Origin of the sequence: Ramlibacter paludis (assembly GCF_022012305.1) — a bacterium.
Classification (GTDB): domain Bacteria; phylum Pseudomonadota; class Gammaproteobacteria; order Burkholderiales; family Burkholderiaceae_C; genus Ramlibacter; species Ramlibacter paludis.
Genome location: NZ_JAKLTM010000004.1, coordinates 515,384 through 535,483 on the forward strand (window position 1 = coordinate 515,384; position 20,100 = coordinate 535,483).

The 20,100-nt window shown below is 69.5% G+C and carries 17 protein-coding genes; 11 read left to right on the plus strand and 6 right to left on the minus strand.

Translation table 11 applies throughout. The features are described 5' to 3' along the window. Nucleotides 1-60 precede the first annotated feature (60 nt). Nucleotides 61-699 carry a TetR/AcrR family transcriptional regulator gene (locus tag LZ009_RS16230; RefSeq protein WP_275698990.1) on the minus strand — a complete coding sequence of 213 codons (639 nt, stop codon included), beginning with the start codon at nucleotides 697-699 and terminating at the stop codon, nucleotides 61-63. Nucleotides 700-769: 70 nt separating this feature from the next. Here LZ009_RS16230 and LZ009_RS16235 point away from each other — a divergent pair, with 70 nt between their 5' ends. Both LZ009_RS16235 and LZ009_RS16240 read left to right on the plus strand, forming a co-directional pair. Further along, nucleotides 770-2,053, plus strand: coding sequence for an MFS transporter (locus LZ009_RS16235; protein ID WP_275698991.1), 1,284 nt, complete (start codon nucleotides 770-772; stop codon nucleotides 2,051-2,053). Between the two features lie 14 nt (nucleotides 2,054-2,067). Then, nucleotides 2,068-2,769, plus strand: a complete 702-nt coding sequence (locus LZ009_RS16240) for an SDR family oxidoreductase (protein ID WP_275698992.1) — start codon at nucleotides 2,068-2,070, stop codon at nucleotides 2,767-2,769. A 37-nt stretch (nucleotides 2,770-2,806) separates the two neighbouring features. Here the strand turns inward: LZ009_RS16240 and ggt are convergent, their stop codons facing one another. Together ggt and LZ009_RS16250 are read right to left on the minus strand one after the other, a co-directional pair. Next, nucleotides 2,807-4,546 carry a gamma-glutamyltransferase gene (gene ggt, locus LZ009_RS16245; protein WP_275698993.1) on the minus strand — a complete coding sequence of 580 codons (1,740 nt, stop codon included), beginning with the start codon at nucleotides 4,544-4,546 and terminating at the stop codon, nucleotides 2,807-2,809. A 38-nt stretch (nucleotides 4,547-4,584) separates the two neighbouring features. Beyond that, nucleotides 4,585-5,757 carry an alpha/beta hydrolase family protein gene (locus LZ009_RS16250; RefSeq protein WP_275698994.1) on the minus strand — a complete coding sequence of 391 codons (1,173 nt, stop codon included), beginning with the start codon at nucleotides 5,755-5,757 and terminating at the stop codon, nucleotides 4,585-4,587. 107 nt (nucleotides 5,758-5,864) lie between these two features. On the opposite strand from LZ009_RS16250, the gene LZ009_RS16255 reads away from it, so the two are divergent. From LZ009_RS16255 to LZ009_RS16265, 3 genes are read left to right on the plus strand one after another with little or no spacing between them, the layout of a single operon-like run. After that, on the plus strand, nucleotides 5,865-6,107 hold the full coding sequence (locus LZ009_RS16255; protein WP_275698995.1) for a hypothetical protein: 243 nt from the start codon (nucleotides 5,865-5,867) through the stop codon (nucleotides 6,105-6,107). Nucleotides 6,108-6,110: 3 nt separating this feature from the next. Continuing rightward, on the plus strand, nucleotides 6,111-6,443 hold the full coding sequence (locus LZ009_RS16260; RefSeq protein WP_275698996.1) for a cupin domain-containing protein: 333 nt from the start codon (nucleotides 6,111-6,113) through the stop codon (nucleotides 6,441-6,443). A 36-nt stretch (nucleotides 6,444-6,479) separates the two neighbouring features. Further along, nucleotides 6,480-6,857: a VOC family protein gene (locus tag LZ009_RS16265; RefSeq protein WP_275698997.1), complete on the plus strand. Its 378-nt coding sequence runs from the start codon at nucleotides 6,480-6,482 to the stop codon at nucleotides 6,855-6,857. Between the two features lie 21 nt (nucleotides 6,858-6,878). On the opposite strand, the gene putA is transcribed toward LZ009_RS16265, so the two are convergent. Then, nucleotides 6,879-10,598, minus strand: a complete 3,720-nt coding sequence (gene putA, locus LZ009_RS16270) for a trifunctional transcriptional regulator/proline dehydrogenase/L-glutamate gamma-semialdehyde dehydrogenase (RefSeq protein WP_346730755.1) — start codon at nucleotides 10,596-10,598, stop codon at nucleotides 6,879-6,881. 44 nt (nucleotides 10,599-10,642) lie between these two features. Between putA and LZ009_RS16275 the strand changes: the two genes are divergently transcribed. Then, on the plus strand, nucleotides 10,643-11,116 hold the full coding sequence (locus tag LZ009_RS16275) for an Lrp/AsnC ligand binding domain-containing protein (protein WP_275698999.1): 474 nt from the start codon (nucleotides 10,643-10,645) through the stop codon (nucleotides 11,114-11,116). 10 nt (nucleotides 11,117-11,126) lie between these two features. After that, entirely contained in the window at nucleotides 11,127-11,660 is a 534-nt protein-coding gene (locus LZ009_RS16280) for a gamma carbonic anhydrase family protein (protein ID WP_275699000.1), read from the plus strand. A gap of 78 nt (nucleotides 11,661-11,738) precedes the next feature. Here LZ009_RS16280 and LZ009_RS16285 read toward each other — a convergent pair whose 3' ends face one another. Next, nucleotides 11,739-12,281 (minus strand): hypothetical protein, encoded by a 543-nt coding sequence (locus LZ009_RS16285; RefSeq protein ID WP_275699001.1) that lies wholly within the window; start codon nucleotides 12,279-12,281, stop codon nucleotides 11,739-11,741. 148 nt (nucleotides 12,282-12,429) lie between these two features. Between LZ009_RS16285 and LZ009_RS16290 the strand changes: the two genes are divergently transcribed. After that, on the plus strand, nucleotides 12,430-14,178 hold the full coding sequence (locus LZ009_RS16290) for an ABC transporter transmembrane domain-containing protein (RefSeq protein ID WP_275699002.1): 1,749 nt from the start codon (nucleotides 12,430-12,432) through the stop codon (nucleotides 14,176-14,178). Continuing rightward, nucleotides 14,165-15,961 carry an ABC transporter ATP-binding protein gene (locus LZ009_RS16295; RefSeq protein WP_275699003.1) on the plus strand — a complete coding sequence of 599 codons (1,797 nt, stop codon included), beginning with the start codon at nucleotides 14,165-14,167 and terminating at the stop codon, nucleotides 15,959-15,961. The genes LZ009_RS16290 and LZ009_RS16295 overlap by 14 nt, the downstream gene beginning before the upstream one ends. 51 nt (nucleotides 15,962-16,012) lie before the next feature. Here the strand turns inward: LZ009_RS16295 and LZ009_RS16300 are convergent, their stop codons facing one another. Further along, nucleotides 16,013-17,035, minus strand: coding sequence for a LacI family DNA-binding transcriptional regulator (locus tag LZ009_RS16300; RefSeq protein WP_275699004.1), 1,023 nt, complete (start codon nucleotides 17,033-17,035; stop codon nucleotides 16,013-16,015). A 145-nt stretch (nucleotides 17,036-17,180) separates the two neighbouring features. Between LZ009_RS16300 and LZ009_RS16305 the strand changes: the two genes are divergently transcribed. Both LZ009_RS16305 and LZ009_RS16310 read left to right on the plus strand, forming a co-directional pair. Beyond that, on the plus strand, nucleotides 17,181-18,203 hold the full coding sequence (locus LZ009_RS16305; RefSeq protein ID WP_275699005.1) for a TRAP transporter substrate-binding protein: 1,023 nt from the start codon (nucleotides 17,181-17,183) through the stop codon (nucleotides 18,201-18,203). Nucleotides 18,204-18,210: 7 nt separating this feature from the next. Further along, on the plus strand, nucleotides 18,211-20,097 hold the full coding sequence (locus LZ009_RS16310; RefSeq protein WP_275699006.1) for a TRAP transporter large permease: 1,887 nt from the start codon (nucleotides 18,211-18,213) through the stop codon (nucleotides 20,095-20,097). Nucleotides 20,098-20,100: the final 3 nt, after the last annotated feature.

A 20,100-nucleotide genomic window follows, 5' to 3' on the forward strand; every position in this document is an offset into this window, starting at 1 on the left:
CGCCCCACGCCCCCGTGGCCGCCGTCCGGCAACCCTGCTATGCGGGAAGCTGCAAGGCGGCTAGCGCGCCTTCGCCGGCGCCCGCCCCGCGATCGCCGCATCCAGCAGCGCCGTCGCCATCGCCTTCGCCGCCCCCGCCGAGGCGACGTTCCCGTCCATCTGCGCCGACACCAGCGCGCCGTCGTAGAGCATCACCAGCTGCTGCACCAGCGTCGGCACGTTGCGCGCGCCCGCTTCCTTCGCCAGTTGCGTGAAGAGCGACCGGATGTAGCCACGGTAGTCGTCGCAGACCTGGCGCGTGCGCTCGCCGCCCGGCAACTCCGAATTCGCCATCAGGAAGGCACAGCCGCGAAAACCCGGCGTGGCGAAGGTGTCCGCCATGGCGTCGAAGACGGCCAGCAGCTGCTCGCGCGGTGCCTCGTGCTGCGCGATCTTGGCTTCGATGCGCCGGCGCCGGGCCTCGCCCTTGCCCTCCAGGTAGGCGCGCACCAGTTCTTCCTTGCTGCCGAAGGTGGCGTACAGCGAAGCCTTGGCGACGCCGGCATGGGCCAGCACGCGGTCGATGCCGACGCTGTTGATGCCCTCCCGGTAGAAAAGCTCGTCGGCGGCGGCAAGCAGGCGCTCGCGCACGGGCAGCCGCTCGGCCGTGGAGGCGTTGGGGGCCGGGTTCTCGGTTCGGGTCGCGGATCTCGTGGACATGGGCTTGACATTAACAGACAGGTCTGTATAGTGCAAATAGACAGACCTGTCTGTTCAAGGAAAGTTCCCGATGACCACGACCTGCCCCGCCGCCTCGCTGCCGCCCACAGTCACCACCTCCCTGGCCGCGCCGCCGCTCGCCGTGCCGCGTGCCAAGCCCGTCGCCAAACCCGCCGCCAAACCCGCCGGCTTTTACCTGCTGGCCTCGATCACCATCTCCTTCCTCGCCGGCTCCAGCGCGCCCACGCCGCTGTACCCGGTCTACCAGGCGCTGTGGGGCTTCTCGCCCGCCACCGTCACCGCCGTCTTCTCTTCCTATGTGCTGGTGCTGCTGGCCGCGCTGCTGGTGTTCGGGCGCCTGAGCGACCACATCGGCCGCAAGCCCGTGATCCTCGCTTCGGTCGCGCTGCAGCTCGTGGCGATGGCGGTGTTTGCCGGCGCGCAAGGCGTGGCCGCGCTGTACGCGGGCCGCATCCTGCAAGGCCTGGCCACCGGCGCCGCGATTGCCGCCGTAGGCGCCGGCATGCTGGACCTCGATCGCACCAAGGGCACGATCGCCAATGCGGTGGCGCCCGCCATGGGAACCGCGCTCGGCGGCTTCGTCTCCGGCCTGCTGGTGCACTACCTGCCCGCGCCCACGCACCTGGTGTACGCCGTGCTGGCGGCGCTCTACCTGCTGCAAGGCCTGGGCATCGCCCTGCTGCCCGAGCCCGGCCAGCGCCGCGCCGGCGCCTGGGCCTCGCTCAAGCCGCAGCTCGCGACGCCGGAAGCCGCGCGTGCGCCGCTGCGCATGGCCGTCCCTATCCTGGTGGCCGGCTGGGCGCTCGCCGGCTTCTACGCCTCGCTCGGCCCGGCCCTGATCCACCGCGTCTTCGGCTTCGACGCGTCGCTCGGCGGCGGCTTCGCCCTCTTCCTGCTGGCCGGCAGCGCAGGCATCGCCGTGCTCGTGCTGAAGGACCTGCAACCGCTGCGGCTGATGCAGATCGGCGCCGCCGCGCTCGCGACCGGCATGGCCGGCGTGCTGTGGGCGTTGTCCTCGCACCAGCCCGGCGGCTTCCTGGCGGCCGCCATCCTGGCCGGCATCGGCTTCGGCACCGGCTTCCAGGGCGGCGTGCGCAGCGTCGTCGCCACCGCCAGTCCGGCGCAACGGGCGGGCGTGCTGTCGGTCGTGTTCGTCGTCTCGTACATCGCGATGGGACTGCCCGCGGTGATCGCGGGAATCGTCGCCGCGCGCAGCGGCAACCTGGTCGCCACCGGCCTCGGCTTCGGCGGCTTCGTGCTCGCCCTCGCGCTGCTCGCGCTGCGCGCCACCACTGCTTCCCCGCCCGGCGCCGGCTCGCGCGTCCTCGAATGAAAGAGTCTTCCACCATGCAACTCGCCAACTCCACCGTCTTCATCACCGGCGCCAACCGCGGCATCGGTCTCGCCTTTGCCCGCGCGGCGCTGCAGCGCGGCGCCCGCAAGGTCTACGCCGGCGCGCGCGACCCGGACAGCGTCACGCTGGCCGGCGTCATCCCGGTGCGGCTGGACGTGAACAATCCCGATTCCGTCGCGGCCGCGGCACGCAAGGCCGGCGATGCGCAGATCGTGATCAACAACGCGGGCATCGCCCAGTTCGGCGGTTTTCTCGCGCCCAACGGCCTGCAGTCCGCGCACGCCCAGATGGAAACCAACTTCTTCGGCCCGCTGCGCATCGCACAAGCCTTCGCGCCCATCCTGCAGGCCAACGGCGGCGGCGCGCTGCTGAACGTGCTGTCGGTCGCGAGCTGGATCAGCCGGCCGCAACTCGCCGTCTATGCGGCCAGCAAGACGGCGGCCTGGAGCCTCACCAACGGCCTGCGCAACGAACTGCGGCCGCACGGCACGCAGGTGCTGGGACTGCACATGGGTTTCGTCGATACCGACCTCACCACCGGCATCGACGCGCCGAAGTCGAACGCCGACGACATCGTGCGGGCGGCGCTGGATGCGCTGGAGGCCGGGGCCGAGGAAGTGCTGGCCGACGAGATCACGCGGCAGGTGAAACGCGGCTTGTCCGGCGAGCCGGGGGTGTACCTGGCCGCGCCGTGAGAGCCGGGGTGCGCGGAGCGCAACCCGGCCTGCCTGGCTAGTAACCGCGCGCCAGGCCGGAATTGCGGCGCGGGTCGTTGGCGCCGTAATAGCGGTTGGCGCCGACCGGCTTGCCCTTGAGCGAAGGCGCGCCGACCAGGATGGCGGCGATGTGGTTGGCCGGCTGCGGATTGCCGAACTTGTGGCCCATGCCTTCCAGCAGCTTGCGCGTGTCGGGGCTCACCGCGAAGCGTTCCAGGTTGGTCGTTTCGGGCAGCCATTGCTGGTGGAAGCGCGGCGCGTCCACCGCCTCCTGCAGGTCCATGTCGTAGTCGATCACGTTCAGGATGGTGTGCAGCACCGCGGTGATGATCCGGCTGCCGCCCGGCGTGCCGACCACCATCACCGGCTTGCCGTTTTGCGTCACGATCGTCGGCGACATCGAACTCAAGGGCGTCTTGCCGGGCGCAATGGAGTTCGCCTGGCCCTGCACCAGCCCGTACAGGTTGGGCACGCCGACCTTGGCGGTGAAGTCGTCCATCTCGTCGTTCAGCAGCACGCCGGTGCCGGCGGCCGTGATCTTCGCGCCGAACCAGTCGTTGAGCGTGTAGGTCACCGAAACCGCGTTGCCGTCCTTGTCGACGATCGAATAGTGCGTGGTGTTGCTGCCCTCGTGCGGCGGCACGCCCGGCTTGATCTCGGCAGAGATGCCGGCCTTGTCGGGCGCGATCACCTGGCGCAGCGACGCGGCGTACGTCTTGGAAAGCAGGCGGTCCAGCGGGTTCTTCACGAAGTCCGGGTCGCCCAGGTAGCTATTGCGGTCCATGTAGGCATGCCGCATCGCTTCGATCTGGTAGTGCACCGCCTGCGCCGAGCGGTAGCCCAGGTCGCGCAGGGGATAGCCTTCCAGGATGTTGAGGATCTCGCAGATCACCACCCCGCCCGAGCTGGGCGGCGGCGCCGAGACGATGTGGAAGCCGCGGTAGTCGCACTCCACCGGCGCCAGCTCGCGCACCTTGTATTGATCGAAATCCGCCTGCGCCAGGATGCCGCCGCCCGCGCGGCTGGATGCCACGATCGCCGCCGCCACCGGCCCCTGGTAGAAGCCCGCCGCGCCCTGCTGCGCGATGCGGCGCAAGGTCCTGGCCAGGTCCTTCTGCACCAGGCGGTCGCCCACCGCATAGGGCTCGCCCTTCTTCAGGAAGATGGCCGCCGACGGCGCGTCCTTGCGGAAGCCCTCGGTGGCGGTGCCGAAGATGTCGATGTCGCCCTGGTCCAGCTGGAAGCCGCGTTCGGCCAGGCCGATGGCGGGCGCGAGGATGTCGCCGCGCTTCATCGTGCCGTACTTGGACAGCGCGTATTCCATGCCGGCCACCGAACCGGGCACGGCGACGGCGAGATAGCCCGAGGTCGATGCACCCTTGATGACGTTGCCGTCCTTGTCCAGGTACATGTCGGGCTTGGCCGCCAGCGGCGCCTTCTCGCGGAAGTCGATGAAGCTCTTGCGCCCGTCGGCCAGCTGGATGGTCATGAAGCCACCGCCGCCCAGGTTGCCCGCGGCCGGATAGACGACGGCCAATGCGTAGCCGACGGCCACAGCGGCATCGATCGCATTGCCGCCCTTCTTCAGCACGTTCACGCCGACGTCGCTCGCCAGGTGCTGGGCGGTGACGACCATGCCGTGCTCGGCGGCCACCGGCGCCTGCGACGCGGCGAAGCTGGAGAGGCAGAGCACCGCGGCGGCGATGCCCGCCAGCGGCTTCTTCAGGAACAGGAACGGGAGGTCCGGTGCGCGCATGGGAAGTCCTTTCGCGGAGGACCCATCATAGCCAGCGCCTAGAGAAGGTGGCGCGCGGCGAGCCAGTCGCGCACCAGCTGCGTCGCCTGCGCCAGCAGCTCGGGCTGGCCGGCGTAGTAGTGGTTGGCGCCCTGCACGGCGTGGAAGGTCTTGTCGGGCGAGACGGCGGCGGCGAACAGCATCTTGGGATGCGCGGGCGGCGCGCCGTCGTCGGCGCTGTTCTCGATCACCAGCAGCGGCGCGCGCACCCGCGCAGCGGCCGCGAGGCCGTCGCCGTTGGAGTCGTCCAGCGACCACTGCGACAGCCAGGAGCGCAAGGTCGTGAAGCGCGCCAGGCCTACCGGCCCCGAGTTCACGGTCTCGGGATTGCCGAGGTAGCACCACTGCGGCTTGCGATCATTGGGGTCGAGCGTGGGGTCGAGGAAGCGCGGGTCCGCCAGCGTGCGATGGACGATGAAGCCGCGCTCCACTTCGCCGGTGTTGCGCGCCATCAATTCGGCCAGCTGCGCCTTCGCCCAGGCGGTGATGCGCCGCATGCGCGCCAGCTGCGCGGCCCGGTAGCGGCCGATGTACGCGGCGCTGTAAGGCGCCTGGTTGGGGTTGCGCGGGTCGTAGAGATCGAGCTCGACCTCGCGCCGGTCGGGATCGGCCTCGTCGATCACCGAAGGATCGATGACCTCGGCCAGCAGGTGCGCGCGCGACAGGTGCGCGGCCTGGTAGACGATGGCGTCGGCCGGAATGAGGCCCGCGCCTTTCAGGTTGACCGGATCGCCCGCAGGCGTGTGCGTGATGCGCGGATCCTCGGCCTCCGCCTGGTAGCACATCGCGAGCGAGCCGCCGCCGCTCCAGCCGACCAGCACCACGTGCCGGTAAGCCCAGACCTCCTTCGCGTGGCGGATGTAGGCGCCCAGGTCGAGCAGGACCTTCTCGAGGATCAGCGCGGTGTCGTTGCGCTGGTAGCGGCTGCCAGCGCACAGCACGTGCGCGCCGGTGGCGGCCATGGCGCGCGGCACCGGCAGCAGTTGCAGCGTCGACGAGGGATGCATGAAGACCATCAGCGTGTCGCTGGCCTGGCCTTCCGGCCGGAAGCGTATGCCTTCCAGGTTCACCGCGCCCTGGCTGCCGGAGAACCCATAGGTTTCGGTGAAGGCGGCGGGCTCCTGGTACTGCAGGTGCACCCATTCGGCCTGGATGGGGAAGGTCGCGGTCATGCGGGAACTGTAATGGAGCCCTCCCTGCGGGTTGGAGCGGCAGCGGGAATTCGTGCAAGATGGCATGCAAGCGCGGCAAGGTTCGCGTCGTCTTGAAGGAGGTTCCGATGCCCGGTGAATCGAGCCATTGGTTTCGCGCGAAGCGTTACGGTTGGGGCTGGACGCCTTGCACCTGGCAGGGATGGGCCGTCGTGGCGGTCTTCCTGGCTCTGGTGGCCGGTGGCGTGGTGTTCCTCCTGCCGTCGCGCGGGCACTGGTTCTTCGCCGGCTATGTGGCGGCTCTCACTGCGCTCCTCACCGCGGTATGCCTCGCGAAGGGGGAGTCGCCGCGGTGGCGGTGGGGCAAGTGAGCGATGAAGACCGAGACCATCACCGTGCGTCCACCTGTCGATACCCGTGAGTTGCCGCGCACCCATCCCGAACCCTGGTTCGCGCAAACGCTCGCATCGCACGGAGGCGCGAACCTCAAGTTCCGCGTCATGCGAGGCACGGTTGCGGACTTCCACGTCCACACTTCCGGTCCCGAGTGCTTCTTCGTCCTGACCGGCACCGTCACGATCGACCTGGATTCGGAATCGGTCACCCTGAATCCAGGCCAATTTTTCGAAGTGCCCGCGGGCGTGCGGCATCGATCCCGCGTGGAGGGGGAAGCCACGTTGCTGGTGTTTGATGGGCTCGCGCCTTGAGGAGCAGGCCATGATGGATTTGCCTCCATCCCAATCATGATCCACCACCTCTCCGTAGGCGTCGCGGACCTCGCCAGATCCGCAAGCTTCTACGACGCGGCGCTCGGCGCTCTCGGCTATCGGCGGGTGTTCCAGGACGAGACCGCCATCGGCTACGGGCTCGAGGACGGCAAGGACAAGTTCTGCCTGAAGGCGAGACCGGGCGCCCGGCCGCCGGGTGCTGGCTTCCACCTGGCGTTTGCCGCCTCGTCGCGGGGCGAGGTCGACCGATTCCATGCAGCCGCAATCGCTGCCGGCGGCTCGGACAACGGCCCTCCGGGACCGCGCCCCGGCTACGGCAAACACTATTACGCGGCATTCGTCGTGGACCCGGACGGCCACCGCATTGAAGCCGTGATCAACACGCCGGTGTAAAGCCGCGCCGCGGGCGACCCCCTAGCCGATCGTCATGAGCGAAGCGTTGCCGCCGGCCGCCGCCGTATTCACGCTCAGCGAACGCTCCACCACCAGCCGCTCCAGCGGGATCGCCGTATCGCCCGGGTCCAGCCGCTCGGCGCCCACGATGGGGCCGACGCGCCGCGCCAGCTTCTGGCGCACCGCCGCCAGCTCCGCGACACCGCCATGCAGCAGCACCGCATCGAAGGCCACGTTAGGCGCGCTCCAGTCGCTGGCCAGCGCGACGCGCGACTGCACCTCCGAGGGCAGCCGGTGCAGCAGCAGCTGCGCGCTGGCCGGCCACACGGCGCGGCTGTCGACGGCCAGGACGGCCGCGAGCTGCAGCAGGCGGTCGGCATCGCTCTCGGCCAGGCACAGCACCGCCTGCCGCGGCACCAGGCTGTAGACGTTGCGCTCGCCGGTCGGGCCGGGCAAGGTCTCGGCGACACCGCTGCGCGACTGCGCCGCGAACCGGCGGCTCGCCACCAGCAGCGGCATGTCGCTCTTCTCGGCCCAGCGCTGCAAGGCCCGCAGCGCGGAAGGCGGCGTCTCGTCGGCGGGCGCATCCAGCACGCGCGCGAGCACGTCGTCCGGGGCCTGCGCCAGCAGGCGGTACAGGTACAAGGGTCCGCCGGCCTTGGGGCCCGTGCCCGACAGGCCTTCGCCGCCGAACGGCTGCACGCCGACCACCGCGCCGACCATGTTGCGGTTGACGTAGACGTTGCCGGCATGCGCCGCCGCCAGCACGCGTGCGATGGTCTCGTCGATGCGCGTGTGCAGGCCCAGCGTGAGGCCGTAGCCGGTGCCGTTGATGGCGCCCAGCAGGCCGTCGATCTCCTCGCGCTGGTAGCGCACGAAGTGCAGCACCGGCCCGAAGACCTCGCGTTCCAGTTCGGCGATGCTTTCGAGTTCGACCAGCGTCGGCGGCACGAAGGTGCCTTGCGCGGCCGCTTGCGCAACATGCGCGGCCACTTGGTGCACCTTGCGGCCCTTGGCCCGCATCTTCTCCAGGTGCGCCAGGATGTTGTCGCGCGCCTCGGCATCGATCACCGGACCGACGTCGACCGCGAGCCGGTCCGGGTTGCCGACCTGCAATTCGGCCATCGCGCCCAGCAGCATCTCCAGCACGCGGTCGGCCGCATCCTCCTGCACGCACAGCACGCGCAGCGCGGAGCAGCGCTGGCCCGCGCTGTCGAAGGCGGAATTCAGCACGTCGGCCACCGCCTGTTCGGCCAACGCGGAGGAGTCGACGATCATCGCGTTCTGGCCGCCGGTCTCGGCCACCAGCGGCACCGGCTTGCCGTTGGCGCCCACGCGTCCGGCCAGCGTGCGCTGCAGGATGCGGGCGACTTCGGTAGAGCCGGTGAACAGCACGCCTTGCACCCGCGCGTCCCCGACCAGCCGGGCGCCGACGATCTCGCCGCGGCCCGGCAACAGTTGCAGGGCGGCTCGCGGCACGCCCGCGTCCCAGAGGACACGCACCGCTTCGGCGGCGATCAGTGGCGTCTGCTCGGCGGGCTTGGCCAGCACGGCGTTGCCGGCGGCGAGCGCCGCGGCCACCTGGCCGATGAAGATCGCCAGCGGGAAGTTCCAGGGACTGATGCAGACCACGGGCCCCAGCGGCAGGTGTGTCGCGTTGTCGAAATGCTTGCGCACGCGGCCGGCGTAGTAACGCAGGAAGTCGACGGCTTCGCGCACTTCCGCGATCGCATTGGGCGCACTCTTGCCGGCTTCGCGGATCAGCACGCCCATCAGGCGCGGCATGCCGGCCTCGAGGCTGTCGGCGGCGGACTCCAGGATTCGCGCGCGTTCGGCCGGCGCGACCGCCGCCCAATGCGGCGCGGCTTCCTCGGCCGCGGCGAGCGCGCGGTCCACCTCGTCGACCGTCGCTTCGCGGACGTGGCCGACGATGTCGGCATGGTCGGCAGGATTGCGCACGGGAATCGCGCCATCCATGGAAGCGCCGGGAGGTGCAGTCCACGTTGCGTCCACGGAAGATCGCAGCTCGCCCGCGAGTTGCGCCAGCGCCGCTTCGTCGGCGAGGTCCAGGCCCCGCGAATTCATCCGCGTGCTTCCATACAACGCGCGCGGCAGCGGGATCAGCTTGTGCGGCAGCCCCACCTGCCCTTCCTGCCTGGCCATGCGCTCGACCTCTTCGACCGGATCGCGCACCAGCTCCGCCAATGGAATCGTCTGGTCGGCGATGCGATTGACGAAGGAGGTGTTGGCGCCGTTCTCCAGCAAGCGCCGCACCAGGTAGGCCAGCAGCGTCTCGTGCGTGCCCACCGGCGCGTAGATGCGGCAAGGCCGCCCCAGCTTGCCGGCCGCGGCCGCGCCCACCACCTGCTCGTACAGCGGCTCGCCCATGCCGTGCAGGCACTGGAACTCGTACTGCTGCGGCGTGTAGTTCTCCGGCACGGCGATTTCGTAGATGGCGGCCACGGTCTGCGCGTTGTGCGTCGCGAACTGCGGATACACCGCGTCCGGCGCCGCCAGCAGCTTGCGCGCGCAGGCGATGTAGGCGATGTCGGTGTACGGCTTGCGCGTGTAGACGGGGTAGCCGGATTGCCCATCGAGCTGCGCGCGCTTGATCTCGGAATCCCAGTAGGCGCCCTTGACCAGGCGCACCATCAGCCGCCGGCCGCTGCGCCGCGCGAGATCGATGAGGTAGTCGACGACTTGCGGGCAGCGCTTCTGGTAGGCCTGGATCACGAAGCCCAGGCCCATCCAGCCTTGCAGCTGCGGCTCGGCGGCCAGGCGCTCCAGCAGGTCGAGCGACAGCTCGAGCCGGTCGGCCTCTTCCGCGTCGATGTTCAGGCCGATGTCGTACTGCTTCGCCAGCGCGCACAGGCGCACCAGCACCGGATACAACTCGCCCATCACGCGTTCGTATTGCGAGCGGCTGTAGCGCGGATGCAGCGCCGACAGCTTGATGGAAATGCCGGGCCCTTCGAAGATCCCCCGCCCGGCGGACGCCTGGCCGATCGCATGGATCGCCTCCTCATAGGACTGCAGGTAGCGCTCGGCATCGCGCGCCGTCAGCGCCGCCTCGCCCAGCATGTCGAAGGAATAGCGGAAGCCCTCGGCTTCGCGCGGCGCCGCGTGGGCCAGCGCCTCGGCGATGGTTTCGCCGGTGACGAACTGCTCGCCCATCATCCGCATCGCCATGTCCACGCCCTTGCGGATCAGCGGCTCGCCGCCCATGCTCACCAGCCGGCCGATGGCCGCGGAGAGGCCGCTTTCGCTGTGGGTGGACACCAGCTTGCCGGTGATCAAGAGGCCCCAGGTGGCCGCATTGACGAACAGCGAAGGGCTCTTGCCCAGGTGGGTCTGCCACTGGCCTTGCGCGATCTTGTCGCGGATCAGCGCGTCACGCGTGGCGGCGTCGGGGATGCGCAGCAGCGCCTCGGCCAGGCACATGAGCGCGATGCCTTCCTGCGAGGACAGCGCGTATTCCTGCAACAGGTTCTGCACCAGCCCGGCCCGGCCCGCCGACGCCTTGCGTTCGCGCAGGGTGCGCGCGAGCTTCAGCGCGATCGCCTGGCTCATTTGCGCCAGCGCCGGCGAGAGGCGGGCCTGCTCCAGCAGGCCGGGGACGATTTCGGGTTCGGGCGGGCGGGTGGCCGCCGTGATGGCCTGCCGCAGCGGCGTGGGGAACGGGCTGGGGCGGTGGAAGTCGGCAAAAGGCATTTCGCCATCATTGCCGGTTGCCGCTAGGATATTGCTTTGTTTTTCCCGTCATTCGCCGAATGATTCGCTAGCCGATGGCCACCGACGACGCCCTGGACCGCATCGACCGCCGCATCCTGCAGGTGCTGCAGGAGGATGGCCGCATCTCCAACCTGAAGCTGGCCGAGGCCGTCACCCTGTCGCCCACCGCGGTGCTGGCGCGCGTGCAGCGGCTCACGCGCGAGGGCTACATCCTGGGCTACGAGGCCAAGCTCAATCCGGCGCTGCTCGGCGCGGGGCTGCTGGTGTTCGTCGAGGTGATGCTGGACCGCACCACCCCCAACGTGTTCGACCAGTTCAAGGCCGCGGTGCTGGTGCACCCGGAGATCCTGGAATGCCACATGGTGGCGGGCGGCTTCGACTACCTGTTGAAGACGCGCGTCGCCGACATGGAGGCCTACCGCAACTTCGCCGGCACCGTGCTGTGGCAGTTGCCGGGCGTGCGCGAGACGCGCACCTATGCGGTGATGGAGGAAGTGAAGGACTCGACGCGGCTGCACCTCGGGTGACAATCGCCGCATGACCCAGTACCGCATCGGCAGCAAGCAACCCCAGGTCCACGCCAGCGCCTTCGTGGCCAGGGAAGCCACGCTCGTGGGCGAAGTGATCGTCGGCGAGCAATCCAGCGTGTGGTTCGGCGCCGTCGCCCGCGGCGACAACGAGCCGATCCGGCTCGGCGCGCGCTGCAACGTCCAGGAGGGCGCCGTGCTGCATGCGGATCCGGGGTTTCCGCTGACGCTGGCCGACGACGTGTCGGTCGGGCATCAGGCGATGCTGCACGGCTGCACCGTGGGCCAGGGTTCGCTGGTGGGCATCCAGGCGGTCGTGATGAACGGCGCGGTGATCGGCAAGGAGAGCCTGGTCGGCGCGGGCGCGCTGGTCACCGAGGGGAAGGTGTTTCCGGACCGCTCGCTGATCCTCGGGTCGCCGGCGAAGCTGGTGCGGCAGCTGAGCGAGGAAGACGTGGCGCGCCTGTACAAGACCGCCGCCGGGTATGCACGGCGGGCGAAGCAGTACGGCGAGGAGATGGTGGAAGTGTCATCCCGGGCTTGACCCGGGATCCAGCAACGCCGCTCGACCGTTCGCGGGCCTGGATTGCGGGCCAAGCCCGCAATGGCATGCGCGGGGCGCTCAATCCGACCGCAGCGTCTCCATCAACGCCTTCGCCTTGTCCTGGTCGTACGACCCTTGCGCCTTGGCGAGCACCTGCCCATCACGGCCCAGCACGACCACCTGCGCGTGGTCGGTGTTGAACAGGCCCATGGCCTGCACCAGGCGGCCGGTGTCGGTGGAGACGGAGAGCAGGCGATCGGCGCGCAGCCCCGCCGGCAGCGGGCGCGCCGACGATTCCATGGTCAGGCCCACCGGCCCGGCCTCGGCCGGCACCACGCGCATCTTCAGCCAGGGAATGCTCGGGTCCTTGCGCAGGCCCATGCCTTCGATCCAGCTGCGGGCTTCTTCCTTCTGGTCCTGCTTGAACACCAGCAGCGCGAGCGTGCGCTCGGCCGGCAGTTCCTGCGGCAGGACCAGCGAACGCTGGTCGCGCGCCTTGGCGGCCAGCGGGGGCAGCTGGCCCATGAGGCCGCTCTCGCTGGGCGCCACCATGCCCATGGCCACGGCGGCCGAGGCCGCACCGATCCACAGCGCGAACGAACCCTGGGACGTGTATTTCATGATGGCTGCTCCCTGAAAGGCCATTGTGCACTTGCAGCAAAAACCCCGCTAGGCGCGCGGCGCAAATCGGAGGGAGCCGAGTCCCTAGAATCGCTGCTTCCGTGTTTCCAGCCGTCACGAGCGGCGAGCGAACGCGGCTCCAACGCCCATGTCCCTCTACCTCCTCATCGGCCGCTTCCTGCGCCGCCACTGGGCGGCCTATGCCTCCTCGGGGCTGATGCTCGCCGGCATCGCCGTGCTCATCGTCTGGATCCCCAGGCAGATCGGGCACATCGTCGACGGCCTCGCCGCGGGCACGATGCGCGGCCGCAGCCTGCTGGTCGAACTGGCCTGGCTCGTTGCGGCCGGGCTGGTCGTCTACTTCCTGCGCGTCGGCTGGCGCCTGAAGCTCTATGCGGCTGCGTACCGGCTGGGTGTCGAGTTGCGGGAACGCCTCTATTCCACGCTGTCGCGGCAAGGCGCCGCCTTCTACCAGCACCGCCGCACCGGCAACCTGATGGCGATGGCCACCAACGACATCGACGCGGTCGAGATGGCCGCGGGCGAGGCGATGCTGGCCGGCTTCGACGGAACGCTCACGCTGGTGCTGGTGGTGGCGACGATGTCGCTGGGCGTCGACTGGCGCCTGGCCGCCTTCGCCATCCTGCCTTTCCCGCTGATGGCACTGGCCTTCTGGTGGATCTCGCACCACGTGCACGAAGCCTCCCGTGAATCGCTGGAGCGCTTTGCCGCGCTCAACGACCACGTGCAGGAGACGCTGGCCGGCGTGCGCACGGTGCGGGCGCTCGGCCTGCTGGCGCACAGCGAGCAGCAGTTCCAGAAGCTGGCCAGCGGCGCGGCCGACTCCAGCTTCCTGGCGCAGAAATGGGAAGCGGCCTATGAGCCGGCCGTGGGCTTCACCTTCGCGACGGCCACGATGCTGGTGCTGGGCGTCGGCGGCTGGCTGGTCTGGCAGTCACAGCTGACCGTGGGCCAGCTCACCAGCTTCAGCATGTACCTGGGCCAGCTGATCTGGCCGATGTTCGCGGCCGGCTGGGTGCTCTCCTTATTGGAGCGCGGCAAGGCGGCCTGGGGCCGGCTGCAGCCGGTGCTCGACGCGCCGCTGGCGGTGGACGACCACGGCACCGTGGCCGCCGTCGTGCCGGGCGCCATCGAGATGCAGGACGTGCGCTTCCACTACCCGGGCCAGGTGGCGCGCGCGGCCCTGGACGGCGTGAGCCTCACGCTGCGCCCCGGCCGCACGCTGGGCCTGGTCGGCCCGACCGGCGCCGGCAAGTCGACGCTGCTGCGGCTGCTGCTGCGGCATCACGCACCGGACAGCGGCTCGCTGCGCTGGAGCGGCATCGCCCTGCCCGACTACACGCTGGACACCTTGCGTTCGGCCATTGCCTGGGTGCCGCAGGAGCCCTTCCTCTTCTCCGCCTCGGTGGCCGAGAACATCGCCCTTGCCCGCCCCGACGCCACGCGCGAAGAGATCGAGAACGCCGCGCGCCTCGCCGCCGTGCACGACGACATCCGCCGGCTGCCGCAAGGCTACGACACGCCGGTGGGCGAGCGGGGCGTCACGCTGTCGGGCGGCCAGCGCCAGCGCGTGGCCATTGCGCGAGCGCTGCTGGCCGACGCTCCGCTGCTGCTGCTGGACGACGCGCTGTCGGCCGTCGACGCGGATACGGAAGCGCGGATCCTGGCCCACCTGCGCGACGCGCGCGTGGGCCGCACCGTCATCATCGTCGGCCACCGCCTGAGCGCCGTGGCCGACGCCGACCACATCGTGGTGCTGCGCGAAGGCCATCTCGCCGAACAAGGCGACCATGCCGCGCTGCTGGCGCACGACGGCTGGTACGCCCGCCAATGGCGCTACCAGCAACTCGAAGCGAGCCTCGATGCCACCGAATGAAGTGAACACGGCGGACGCCCGCAAGCTGTTGCTGCGCGCCGGCGCCCCCGAGCGCCGGCACGTGCTGCACGGCATCGGCTGGCTGGTGGTGGCCGCGGCGCTGGAGGCGCTGGGCCCGCTGGCGGGCAAGTTCCTGATCGACACCTACCTGCTGCCGCGCAACGCCGACCTCCCGGCCATCGCGGGGCTGCTGGTCGGCGCGCTGGTGGCCGGCGTGGCCGCCAGCTGGATCCGCTACCTGCAGCTGGCGCGCCTGGCCGGCGTGGCGATGCGCTCGGTGCAGCGCATCCGCGAGCGCGTGTATGCGCACGTGCTGCGCCTGCCCATGTCCTTCTTCGACCACGCCATCACGGGCCAGCTGGTGAGCCGCGTGACCAACGACACCGAAGCGGTGAAGACGCTCTACGTGCAGGTCCTGTTCGTCATCCTGGACAGCCTGATCGTGCTGACGGGCGCCATGCTGGCGATGCTGTGGCTCGATTGGCGGCTGATGCTGATCGTCGCCGCGCTGGTGCCGGCGGTGATCATCATCGTGCGGCTGTACCAGCGGTTGTCGGCGCCGGCGGTCACGCGCACGCGCGCGCTGCGCAGCGACCTCAATGCGCACGTCGCCGAGTCGATCTCCGGCATGCCGGTGCTGCAGGCCGCCAATGCCGCGTCGCGCTTCCGCGCCCGCTTCGACAAATTGAACGAGGAGCACTTCCACTCGCGCACGCGCGAGCTGCGCGCCAACGCCTGGCTGTTGCGGCCGGTGCTGGACTTCCTGCACGTGGGCCTGCTGGCGGTGGTGCTGTGGGTGTTCGGCACGCGAGCCGGCAGCGGCGCGATGGGCGCGCTGGAGCTCGGCATCCTGTACGCCTTCATCAGTTACATCACGCGGGTCGTCGAGCCGCTGGTGCAGATCACCATGCAGTTCTCGCAGCTGCAGCAGGCGATGGTGGGGGCGGCACGGGTGCACGCGCTGCTGGAGGAAGCCGAGGCGCCGCTGGCGCAGGAACACGGGCGCGTCACGCGCGGCGCGATCTCGATCTCCGATTTGGACTTCGGCTACCAGGAAGGCCAGCGCGTGCTGCACGGTTTGAACCTGGAGATCGCGCCCGGCAGCTTCCTCGGCATCGTCGGGCCCACCGGCAGCGGCAAGAGCACCTTGCTGTCGCTGCTGCTGCGCTTCTACGTGGCGCCGCCGGGCAGCATCCGCATCGACAACGCGCCGCTGGAAGCCATCGGCGAGGATCACCTGCGCGCCAGCGTCGGGCTGGTGCCGCAGGAGCCCTTCCTGCTGGCGGGCACGGCGCGCGACAACATCGCGATGGGCCGCAACCTCACGCAGGCGCAGATCGAAACCGCGGCCAAGGCGGCGCACGCGCACGACCTGATCCTGCGGCTGGAACAGGGCTACGACACGCCGCTGGGCGAAGGCGGCGCGCGGCTGTCGGTGGGGCAGAAGCAGTTGCTCGCGATCGCGCGGGCGCTCGCCGGCCAGCCGCGCATCCTCTTCCTCGACGAGGCCACTTCGCACATCGATTCGGAAACGGAGCAGCGGGTGCAGCAGGCGCTGGACGCACTGCACGGCAAGGTGACGGTGGTGGCGATCGCGCATCGGCTGTCGACGGTGCGCGACGCGGACAACATCCTGGTGCTGCACCATGGACGGGCGGCGGAGATGGGCAGGCACGAGGAGCTGATGGGGATCGAGGACGGGCTGTACCAGCGGCTGTATCTGTTGCAGCAGCTGGAGGCGGAGGATGAAGAGGACGCGCCGCCCGCCGTCATCCCCGCGTAGGCGGGGACCCAGAGCGCCCTGGATTCCCGCCTTCGCGGGAATGACAAGCGTCTACGGCAAATTCTCGCGAAAGATCACCTGGCTGCGCACCTGCTCCGTCCCGCTGTGCGGCTCGCGCCCATCGCGCAGGTTGGCAAAGATGCGCACGCAATTCATCACCGCCCCCTGCGGGTTCTGCGTGATCACCGCATCCAGGGTTCCATCGATCAACAGCGCGCGTGTGTCCGGCGTCAGGCCATGCCCGATGAAGACCGGCTTGCGCGCCAGCTTCGCCTCGTGGATCGCCCGGCCTATGCCCTCCGCCCCACCGCCGATGTTGTAGATGCCGGCCAGGTCGCCATGCTGTTCGAACAGCGCCCGCGCCTGCCGGTAATTCTTCTCCGCATCGTCCTGCCCCTCGCGCGCGCCGACCACGTGCACGCCGGGATAGTCCTCCTGGAACAGGTGCAGGAAGCCCGCCTCGCGCTCCTCGTGCGCGCGGTAGCTCAGTGAGCCCGCGATCATCGCCACCTTTGCCGTCGTCCCCAGCGCCAGCGGCCCCATGAAGCGCGCGATCAGGTAGGCCGCGGTTCGCCCGGCCGCGCGGTTGTCGAGCCCGACGTACGCAGCCCGCTTGGAGTTCGACAGGTCCGAGATCAGCGTCACCGTCGGCACGCCTTGCGCCTCCAGCTCCGACACGGCTTCGCGCACCAGCGGATGCTCCAGCGCCATGAAGGCGATGCCGTCGCATTTCTTCCCATAGCGCAACAGCGCGCGCGCCAGCGCCTCGGGGTTGAAGCTCTCGATGTATTCGGCCTGGCAGCGCACGTTGAAGGGCGCCCAGTGGTCCTGCGAATAGCCGATCAGGTCGCCCAGCATGCGCAGGAAGCGGTTGCTGCCTTCGGGGATCAGGAAAGCCAGCTTCAGCGGCTTGGGCGCGAGCGCGTTGTACGCTTCGGGCTGCGTCACGTAGCCCAGGTCGGCGGCCGCGCGCATCACGCGCTGCACCGTCGCCGCGCGCACGCCGCTGCGCCCGTGTAGCACGCGGTCCACCGTCGCGAGCGAAACCTCGGCGCGTTCGGCGACTTCTTCCATGCGTGGCAGCGGCACCTCAAAACCCCTCAATTCACCGGTTTGACGCGCCGGCCCTTGGCACCTACTCTAGCGCCACTCGAGGCCAAGGGCAACGCACCCGCCTCAGAACACCTCAGAACCCGTCAAGCAACAGGAGACAAACCCGATGACCGCTTCCTTCACGCGCCGCTCCGTCCTGCGCAGCCTGGGCGCCCTGCCCGCCGCCGGCATCGCCACCGCGCTGCCCACCTTCGCGCACGCCGCCGAGTACTCGCTGAAGTACGGCAACAACCTGCCGGTGACGCACCCGCTGAACGTGCGCGCGCAGGAAGCGGCCGACCGCATCGCCAAGGAAAGCAAGGGCCGCGTCGAGGTCAAGATCTTCCCGAACAACCAGCTGGGGGGCGACACCGACATGCTGGCGCAGGTGCGCTCGGGCGGCATCGACTTCTTCACGCCTTCCGCGCTGGTGATCGCCACGCTGGTGCCGGTGGCCGCCATCAACGCCACGGGCTTCGCCTTCGGTGACTACGGCCAGGTCTGGAACGCCATGGACGGCAAGGTCGGCGCCCACGTGCGCGCCGCCATCGGCAAGATGAAGCTGCACGCCTTCGAGAAGATGTGGGACAACGGTTTCCGCCAGATGACGTCCAGCAAGGGCCCGATCACGAGCGCCAAGGACATGGACGGCCTGAAGATCCGCGTGCCGGTGAGCCCGCTGTCGGTGAGCATGTTCAAGGGCCTGGGCGCATCGCCGGCCAGCCTGCAGTTCAGCGAGGTCTATTCCGCGCTGCAGACCAAGATCGTCGACGCGCAGGAGAACCCGCTGCCCATCATCCAGGTGGCCAAGCTGTTCGAGGTGCAGAAGAACTGCTCGCTGTCCAACCACATCTGGGACGGCTTCTGGTTCATCGCCAACGGCCGCATGTGGGACAGCCTGCCGGCCGACCTGAAGCCCATCGTGTCGAATGCCATCAACGACGCCGGCATGAAGCAGCGCGAGGACATCAAGAAGCTCAACGAAACCCTCCAGGCCGACCTGGCCGCCAAGGGCCTGGTGTTCAACAAGGCCAATCCGGACAGCTTCCGCGCCAAGCTGCGCGAAGCCGGCTTCTACGCCGAGTGGAAGGGCCGCTTCGGCGACGAGGCCTGGGGCCTGCTGGAACAGTCGGTCGGCAAGCTGGCCTGAGCGCGCGATGTCGCCCTCGCTGACCCACGACCTGGCGCAGCCGCTCCCGGCCAGCCGGCACCCGCTGGGCGTGCTGGCCGCGCGGCTGGAGTCCGGCCTGGGCGCCGCCGTCGAAGCCGCCGCCGGCAGCCTGGTGCTGGTGGAGATCTTCGTGCTGCTGGCGGGCGTGATCGCCCGCTACGTCTTCCACAAGCCGCTGGTGTGGTCGGACGAGCTCGCGTCGGTGCTGTTCCTCTGGATGTCGATGCTGGGCGCCGTCGTCGCGCTGCGGCGCGGCGAGCACATGCGCATGACGGGCCTGGTGAACCGCGTCGGCCCGCACGCGCAGGCGCTGCTGGAAACGCTGGCGCTGACCGTGCCGCTCGCCTTCCTGGCGCTGGTGATGTGGCCCGCCTTCGAATACGCGCAGGAAGAGATGCCGGTCGTGAGCCCGGCGATGGAGATCAGCAACGCCTGGCGCGCGAGTGCCATTCCGGTCGGCATCGCGCTGATGGCGGTGATGGCGCTGCTGCGCCTCTTTCGCCAGCAGCCGCCCAAGCGCATCGCGCTGGCCGTCGCCGCGACCGCCGCCGTCACGCTGCTGTTCTGGCTGGCCGGTCCCCTGCTGGCGCCGCTGGGCAAGCTGAACCTGGTGCTGTTCTTCGTGATCGTGGTGGCGGCCTGTGTGTTCGGCGGCGTGCCCATCGCTTTCTCCTTCGCGCTGGCCACCTTCGGCTACCTCGCGCTCACCACGCGCACGCCGATGCTGGTGCTGGTGGGGCGCCTGGACGAAGGCATGTCGCACCTGATCCTGCTGGCGGTGCCGCTCTTCATCTTCCTGGGCGCGCTGATCGAGATGACCGGTATGGCCAAGGCGATGATCCAGTTCCTGGCCAGCCTGCTGGGCCACGTGCGCGGCGGCCTGTCGTACGTGCTGATCGGCGCGATGTACCTGGTGTCCGGCATCTCGGGCTCCAAGATCGCCGACATGGCCGCAATCGCGCCGGTGCTGTTCCCCGAGATGAAGCAGCGCGGCGCCAAGCCCGGTGACCTGGTGTCGCTGCTGGCAGCGACCGGCGCGCAGACCGAGACGATTCCGCCTTCCATCGTGCTGATCACCATCGGCTCGGTCACGGGCGTGTCGATCGCGGCGCTGTTCACCGGCGGGCTGCTGCCGGCGGTAGTGGTCGGCGTCTTTCTCTGCGCGGTGGTCTGGTGGCGCTATCGCCGCGAAGACCTGTCGCAGGTGCGCCGCTATGCCAAGGCCGAGATCGGCAAGTTCCTGCTGGTCGCGCTGCCGGCCATCGCCCTGCCCTTCGTGATCCGCGCCGCGGTGGTCGAAGGCGTGGCGACGGCCACCGAGGTGTCGACCATCGGCATCGCCTACGCGGTGCTGGTGGGCCTGTTCATCCATCGCCAGTTCGACCTCAAGCGCATCCCGACCATGCTGGTGGAGACCGCGTCCCTCACGGGCGCCATCATCTTCATCGTGGGCTGCGCCACCGCCATGGCCTGGGGCCTGACGCAGTCGGGCTTCTCGCAAGACCTGGCCAAGGCGATGCAGTCCGTGCCGGGCGGCGCGATCGGGTTCATGGGGATCTCCATCGTCGCCTTCGTAGTGCTGGGCTCGGTGCTGGAAGGCATTCCCGCCATCGTGCTGTTCGGCCCGCTGCTGTTCCCCATCGCCAAGGCGGTGGGCATCCACGAGGTGCATTACGCGATGGTCGTCATCTTCGCCATGGGCATCGGCCTGTTCAGCCCGCCGTTCGGCGTCGGCTACTACGGCGCCTGCGCCATCAGCAAGATCCACCCGGACGAGGGCCTCAAGCACATCGGCGGCTACATCGTCGCCCTGCTGCTGGGCCTGGCGGTCGTCGCCGCGGTTCCGTGGATCTCCATCGGTTTCCTCAAGTAAGGC